Source organism: Methylobacterium sp. WL12, assembly GCF_008039475.1.
Taxonomy (GTDB): domain Bacteria; phylum Pseudomonadota; class Alphaproteobacteria; order Rhizobiales; family Beijerinckiaceae; genus Methylobacterium; species Methylobacterium cerastii.
This window is the reverse complement of record NZ_VRUW01000141.1, coordinates 1-6907: the sequence shown is the minus strand read 5'-3', so window position 1 is coordinate 6907 and position 6907 is coordinate 1. Positions and strand designations below refer to the sequence as shown.

Below are 6907 nucleotides of genomic sequence, written 5' to 3'. Positions count from 1 at the left end.
TGTTCGCCTACATCGAGGGCTACTACAATCGGCAGCGCATCCACTCGGCCCTCGGATACATCACACCCGAGCAAGCCGAACGGAACGCGAGCTAAACCCCGTGTCCGTGGAACCGGGGGAGGATCACAGAAGTTTCCCGAGGCTGCCTCCTTCAGGATCAGCTTCTCCAGGGTCAGGTCAGAAATTGCTCGACGAAGGCGCTGGTTCTCGGTCTCCAGCGACTTCAGTCGCTTGACCTGATCCCCCTTCAGACCGCCATACTCGGAACGCCAGCGATAATACGTGACTTCGGTCACCTCAATGGACCGGATTGCTTCGGCAACTTTGCGACCTTGTGAGACCAGAACATCCACTTGGCGTAGCTTGGCGACGATCTCTTCAGCCGTATGCTTCTTCCGTCCCATGAAAACATCCTCCACATGGCTCGAAGCCATACCTCAGGGAGGACCACTTTTCAGGAGGCAGGCCACCTCCCGCTACCAGCTTGCCTGAGAGCGGTCACAAACGTTCCAGACATCTCGTCTCGCAGCCATCACAACCGGTGCTGGAGGTGCGTGATGGATTGGATGACGACACTGTTTCTGATGGGGGCAGGAGCGGTTGGCGGCGTGATCAACGCGGTAGCGGGCGGCGCGACGCTGATCACGTTTCCAGCTATGCTCCAAGTCGGCCTGCCTCCCGTGATCGCCAATGCTTCGAATGCCGTGGTCATCATGCCGGGTCATCTTATCGCTGTCCTCGCGGACCCTGGTCGATGGCCGCCCTTTGACCGCCGCCTCGGGTGGCTGACCGCCGCATCCCTCCTCGGAGGCGCGTCAGGTGCACTTCTCCTGCTCTGGCTTCCCGAAGCCCTGTTCACCGGCCCTGTGCCGGTGCTCATCGCGTTCGCCACGATCTTGTTTGCGTTCGCACCAACGATACAGGCCCACCAGGCGAAACGTGGCCCGAGACCCGTCGATACGATGACTGGTCCTGCGATGATCGGAGTGGCTTCCATCTATGGCGGCTTCTTCGGTGCGGGGCTCGGTGTCATCCTGACTGCACTTTTGTCGATCAGTGTCAGCCAGGATATTCGCACGGTTAATACCAATCCTCACTGATTAGAACTCATGGGTCCGGGTGCGCAGTCCGATCGACATGATGCGCCAGGGGCGGTCGATGAGGGTATTCCAGGCGTCGCAGCAGTGGTCGAGGATGTCGGCGTAGGATGTGAAGACGCGGTTGCCGAGCCAGTCGTCACGCATGACCTGCCACAGGTTCTCCACGAGGTTGAGTTCGGGGTTGAGTTCGGGGGAGCGGGCGGGCAGCGGCAGCAGCGTGATGTTGGCGGGCACAGCGAGCTTCGTGGTCGTGTGCCAGCCGGCTTGATCGAGCAGCAGGAAGGCATGCGCGCCGGGGGCGACGGCCTGGGCGATCTCTTCGAGGTGCAGAGCCATCGCTTCGGTGGTGCAGCGCGGCATGACGAGGCCGGCCCCGGTGCCTCTGGCCGGGCAGATCGCCCCGAATATGTAGGCCGGGTGCGCTGGTCCTTGGGTGCCGCGGGGCGCGTGCCGCGTTTGGCCCAGCGTCGGGTGATCGTGTTCTTCTGGCCGACCCGGGCCTCGTCGGCGAACCAGATCTCCATCGGCTTGCCGCCGACGGCCTGCGCGATCACCTCCAGGCGGGCGGGGAGGCTATTTTAAAAACCGGGATGGGCGTCCGGACCCTGGGCGTGGTGGCGCGGGCGGGCCGAGAGTTTGCGTTAGCCCATGGCCCGTAGCACCCGGCTCGGCGTCTGCTCGGACACCGACACGCCGTGGTCCTGGAACAGGATCTGGGCGAGATCGACCAGCCGCCAGCGCACCACCCCGTGGGCGGCCGGCCGCGGACCTTGCTCGACCAGGGCGCGCAGCACCTCTCGCTGCTCGGCGCTCAGGCGCGGGCGAGCCCCGGGCGCCTTGCCGCCGATCAGCCCGTCCGGACCGTACGCGTTGAACGCCACGACCCAGTCCCGCACCGTCTGAAGCCCGACCCCGCCGAGAGCGGCGGCGCCCGAGCGCGCGCCACCCGCATAGATCGCCGACAGAGCCAGCAAGCGCCGCGTCTGGGCGGGATCGCGCGCGCCCTTGGCAAGAGCACGCACGCCCTCGACATCGAAGTCCGACCGCAGCGGCACCGGTGCAGCCATGACATCCTCCTCAGGCTCCAAACCCGACGACAAAATCATCGCTACGACGCCGACGCTACCCCACGTGAGTCTCGATCAACGGGGTTTGGTATAACTTTACCCTTGGACAACCTCGTGGGGGCCGATCAAACTCGACGGCTTCGAACGATCGCCATGGGCCGCGCCGGTGGATGACCTCGGTCTTGAACAGTCCGATCACGGTCTCGGCGAGAGCATTTTCGTACGAGTCACCGACGCTGCCGACGGAGGGTTCGATACCAGCCTCTGCAAGACGTTCGGTGTAGCGGATGCTGACGTATTGCGACCCGCGGTCGGAATGGCAGACGAGGCCGCTGCCGGCGAAGGGGCGGCGCTCATGCAGAGCCTGCTCCAAGGCATCGAGGACGAAGTCCGCCCGCGCCGAGCGCGACACGCGCCAGCCCACGATCCGGCGAGCGAAGACATCGACCACAAAAGCCGCGTAGACGAAGCCGCTCCAGGTCGCGACGTAGGTGAAGTCGGCGACTCACAGCCTGTTCGGGTGGGCGGCCTTGAACTGCCGGTTGACCCGGTCGAGTGGGCACGCCGCGGCTGGATTGCAAGATCAGCTTGTCGAGGGTGAGATCCGCAATCGCCTTTCGCAGCCGAGCGTTCTCGGTCTCCAGATCCTTCATCCGTCGAACCTGATCCGACTTCAGCCCGCCAAACTCACGCCGCTACCGGTATTACGTCACCGAACTCACACCGAGCGCGCAGATCGCATCGGCCACGCTCTCGCCCTGTGAGATCAGCACATCCGCCTGCCGCAACTTGGCAACAAGCTCCTCAGGCTTCGGGGGCTTTGCCATCTCATCCGTCCTCCAGGCTCAAAAGCCATATCAAAAGGCGGACCACTCCAATGGGGGCTGACCAGTGCTGACATCGCATTTTCACCCGACCTTAATATGTCGGCGTTTTTCCCCGATTAATTATTTCACCCGACCTTATCTTTTCATCCAACTTTTTTCGCCGTGGACAGCGAACTGTTTGAAAGATCGCGCCTATTCCACCGTGACGGACTTGGCGAGGTTTCTCGGCTGGTCCACGTCCTTACCCATGACAACGGCGGTGTGGTAGGCGACGAGTTGGATCGGCACCGCGTAGACGATCGGCGCGACCGTCGGGTCGAGGTCGGGCATCGTCACCGTGGCCAGGGTGTCGAGCCCGTGCTCGGCTGCGCCCTTGGCGTCGCCGATCAGCACGATGCGCCCGCCGCGGGCGGCGACCTCCTGCATGTTCGACACGGTCTTCTCGAACACCGCGTCGTGCGGGGCGATCACGATCACCGGCACGCTCTCGTCGATCAGCGCGATCGGCCCGTGCTTGAGCTCGCCCGCCGCATACCCTTCCGCGTGGATGTAGCTGATCTCCTTCAGTTTCAGCGCGCCCTCCATCGCCATCGGGTAGCTGGTGCCGCGGCCGAGGTAGAGCACGTCCCGCGCCTTGGCGATCTCGCGGGCCAGCCCCTCGATCTCGTTCTCGCGGGCCAGCGCGTCGGCCATCAGGCCGGGCACGGTGATCAGCGCGTCGACGAGGCGGCGCTCCTCCGCGGCGTCGATGGTGCCGCGGGCGCGGCCGGCGGCGATGGCCAGGCACAGCAGCACGGTGAGCTGGCAAGAGAAGGCCTTGGTCGAGGCGACGCCGATCTCGGGGCCGGCGAGCGTCGGCAGCGCCACGGAGGATTCCCGCGCGATGGTCGAGGTCGGCACGTTGACGACGCACACGCTGTGTTGCCCTTGGGACTTCGCGTAGCGCAGCGAAGCCAGGGTGTCGGCGGTCTCGCCCGATTGCGAGATGACGAGCGTCAGCCCGTCGCGCTCGAGCGGCGCTTCGCGGTAGCGCGCCTCGGAGGCGACGTCGATCTCGACGGGAAGCCGCGCGATCTGCTCGAACCAGTAACGGGCCACCAGCCCCGCATAGTAGGCGGTGCCGCAGGCGGTGATGTTGAGGCGCGTGAGCTTGGCGAAGTCGAAGGGCAGCGGCTCGGGCAGCGCGACGCGCCCTTGCGCGAGGTCGACGTAGTGGGAGAGCGTGCGGCCGACGACCTCCGGCTGCTCGTGGATCTCCTTGGCCATGAAGTGGCGGTGGTTGCCCTTGTCGATCCGGTAGGCCTGCGTCGCGATGGTCTGGCGCGGGCGCTGGACGACCGCGCCGTGGATGTCTCGGATCTCGGCACCGCTGCGCGACAGGATCGCCCAGTCGCCCTCTTCCAGATAGGTGAGCGCGTCGGTGAACGGCGCCAGCGCCAGCGCGTCGGAGCCGAGATAGGTCTCGCCCGCGCCGTAGCCGATGGCGAGCGGCGCCCCGTGCCGGGCGCCGACCAGCAGGTCGTCGTGGCCGGCGAACAGGAAGCCGAGCGCGAAGGCGCCGCGCAGGCGCGGGAGGCAGGCGGCCACCGCCTCGACCGGTCCGAGGCCCTGGTCCATGGCATGGCTGACGAGCTGGGCCACCACCTCGGTGTCGGTCTCGCTCGCGAACCGGACGCCCTTGGCCTCGAGCTCGTGCTTCAGTTCGCGAAAATTCTCGATGATGCCGTTGTGGACCACGGCGAGCCGCGCGGTGGCGTGCGGGTGGGCGTTGGTCTCGTTGGGGCGGCCATGGGTCGCCCAGCGGGTGTGGCCGATGCCGATCGCGCCGGCCAGCGGCTCCTCGCGCAGCCTCGCCTCGAGGTTGACGAGCTTGCCCGAGGCCCGCCGCCGAGCCAACCGCCCGTGCTCCAGCGTGGCGATGCCGGCCGAGTCGTAGCCGCGGTATTCCAGGCGGCGAAGCGCCTCGACCAGCGGACCGGCCACTGCCCCGTTACCGACGATGCCGACGATGCCGCACATGCTGAGTTGTCTTTCGGTTCGCCCGGTGGACCGGCGGCTTGTACCGGATCGCCGCCGCACGAGGCCAGCCCCCCGTGGCTACGCAGGGCAGGCGATGCAGTGGGCCGTTTACGTGAGAGGCGCGGGCCGTCTTTTGAAGGGGCTGCGGGTGCGCGCGCCGGGACCTACGCTTTGCCTGCGCGCGCCACCTTCTCCGCCTGCAACGCCGCGCGCTTCGTCTCGGCCCAGCCCGGCTTCGTCGCCTGGCGGCCGCGGGCGACGGCGAGCGCCCCGTCGGGCACGTCGTCGGTGATCACCGAGCCGGAGGCGACGAAGGCGCCGGCACCGATCGCGACGGGGGCGACCAGCGCGGAGTTCGAGCCGATGAAGGCGCCGGCCCCGATCCGGGTGCGGTGCTTCGAGACCCCGTCGTAGTTGCAGGTGATGGTGCCGGCCCCGACGTTGGCGCGGGCGCCGACCTCGGCGTCGCCGAGATAGGTCAGGTGCGCGGCCTTGGCGCCCGGCCCGAGGCGGGCGTTCTTCAACTCCACGAAGTTGCCAATGCTGGCGCCGGCCTCCAGCACCGCCCCGCCCCGCAGGCGCGAGAACGGGCCGACGCTCGCGCCCGCCTCCAGGCGCACGTCCTTCAGGTGCGAGAAGGCGTGGACGACGCACCCGTCGTCGACGCGGACGCCGGTGTCGAACACCACGTTCGGCTCGACGAGCACGTCGCGCCCGAGGATCGTGTCGTGGCTGAGGAACACCGTCTCGGGGGCGACCAGCGTCGCGCCGCCGAGCTGGGCGCTGCGGCGCAGGCGCGCCTGGATCGCGGCCTCGGCGACGCCGAGCTGCACCCGGTCGTTGACCCCTTGCGCCTCCGCCTCCGTCACTGGAACCACGGCGACGGAGAGCCCGTCGCCGACGGCCAGCGCCACCGCGTCGGGCAGGTAGTACTCGCCGGCGGCGTTGTCGTTGCCGATCCGCTCCAGGAGCGCCAGCGCGTGGTCGCCCGAGAGCGCCATCAGCCCGGCGTTGCACAGGCGCACCGCGCGCTCCGCTTCGCTGGCGTCCTTCTCCTCGCGGATCGCGACCACGTGGGCGCCCTCGGTCAGCACCCGGCCGTAGCCGGCGGGTGCCTCGGTTTCGAAGGCCAGTACCACTACCGCTGCGCCCTCGGCCAAGGGCGCCCGCAGCCGCGACAGGGTCTCGCCGGTGATCAGCGGGGTGTCGCCGAAGGCCACGATGACGTCGTCGCCTTCCCCGTCGTCGCCTTGGCTCAGGATCGCCCGGGCAGCCAGCACCGCATGCGCCGTGCCGAGGCGCTCGACCTGCGGGTAGATTGCGGCGCCCGGCGCCAGCGCCGCGATCTCGCGGGCGACGTCGTCGCGGCCGGGCTCGGCCACCACGGCGATGCGTGCGGCACCCGCCGCCTGCACCGCAGCGAGCACGTGGCCGAGCATGCTGCGGCCCGCCAGGCGATGGAGCACCTTCGGCAGGTCGGAGCGCATCCGCGTGCCCTTGCCGGCGGCGAGCACGATCGCGGTGAGGCTTCGCCGCGCGGGGGCCGGTGTCGTCATCGCGTTCAGGTTCCCGGGGACGGTCGCTGGTGCCGCCCGCCGGGACCGGCGGGCGACGGGATGGGAGCACCCGATTAGCCGATCGCGCCCGTCCCGCAAAACGGCGTCGCCTCGCCGTCGTCCTTCCGCTCCGCCGCGCGGCCTCGATCACACAGGCGCCGGAATTCGCGCCCGCCGGCCGCGCTTAACCGAGAGTTCAGGCACCGGGATGGTACGAGGGGCCGATTGTTGCGAACCGTTTCCGGGACTTCGCTGTTTCCGGTCCTGTTGCCGAACCACCCGAACGAAGGGGCACGACGCTGCCGACCGACCCGCGCTCCGACGCCCTCCGCGATCCC

Annotated in this window: 4 protein-coding genes and 4 pseudogenes; 2 read left to right on the top strand and 6 right to left on the bottom strand. The window is 68.1% G+C overall.

Features of this window, described 5'->3' with window-relative positions:
- Positions 1–95, top strand: a 95-nt coding sequence (locus FV226_RS29110) for an IS3 family transposase (protein ID WP_348643097.1), incomplete at its 5' end; no start/stop codon positions are given.
- Between the two features lie 39 nt (positions 96–134).
- On the opposite strand, the pseudogene FV226_RS26300 reads toward FV226_RS29110, so the two are convergent.
- A pseudogene (locus tag FV226_RS26300) lies at positions 135–404 on the bottom strand (transposase); the annotation flags it as partial.
- Positions 405–557: 153 nt separating this feature from the next.
- Here FV226_RS26300 and FV226_RS26295 point away from each other — a divergent pair.
- Positions 558–1100 (top strand): sulfite exporter TauE/SafE family protein, encoded by a 543-nt coding sequence (locus FV226_RS26295; RefSeq protein WP_147765240.1) that lies wholly within the window; start codon positions 558–560, stop codon positions 1098–1100.
- On the opposite strand, the pseudogene FV226_RS26290 reads toward FV226_RS26295, so the two are convergent.
- From FV226_RS26290 to glmU, 5 genes and pseudogenes are all read right to left on the bottom strand, one after another.
- Positions 1101–2206, bottom strand: a pseudogene (locus FV226_RS26290) (IS630 family transposase). It lies immediately after the preceding gene.
- Between the two features lie 88 nt (positions 2207–2294).
- Positions 2295–2735, bottom strand: a pseudogene (locus FV226_RS26285) (IS3 family transposase); the annotation flags it as partial.
- A gap of 7 nt (positions 2736–2742) precedes the next feature.
- Positions 2743–2994, bottom strand: a pseudogene (locus tag FV226_RS26280) (transposase); the annotation flags it as partial.
- Positions 2995–3186: 192 nt separating this feature from the next.
- Positions 3187–5013: a glutamine--fructose-6-phosphate transaminase (isomerizing) gene (gene glmS / locus FV226_RS26275; protein WP_147765239.1), complete on the bottom strand. Its 1827-nt coding sequence runs from the start codon at positions 5011–5013 to the stop codon at positions 3187–3189.
- 164 nt (positions 5014–5177) lie between these two features.
- Positions 5178–6569 (bottom strand): bifunctional UDP-N-acetylglucosamine diphosphorylase/glucosamine-1-phosphate N-acetyltransferase GlmU, encoded by a 1392-nt coding sequence (gene glmU, locus FV226_RS26270; protein ID WP_147765238.1) that lies wholly within the window; start codon positions 6567–6569, stop codon positions 5178–5180.
- Positions 6570–6907 lie beyond the last annotated feature (338 nt).

Bases quoted from the DNA above. Each gene is read 5' to 3' on its own strand.
- FV226_RS26295 (WP_147765240.1), top strand. From the start codon at position 558: ATGGATTGGATGACGACACTGTTTCTGATGGGGGCAGGAGCGGTTGGC.
- glmS (WP_147765239.1), bottom strand. From the start codon at position 5,013: ATGTGCGGCATCGTCGGCATCGTCGGTAACGGGGCAGTGGCCGGTCCG.
- glmU (WP_147765238.1), bottom strand. From the start codon at position 6,569: ATGACGACACCGGCCCCCGCGCGGCGAAGCCTCACCGCGATCGTGCTC.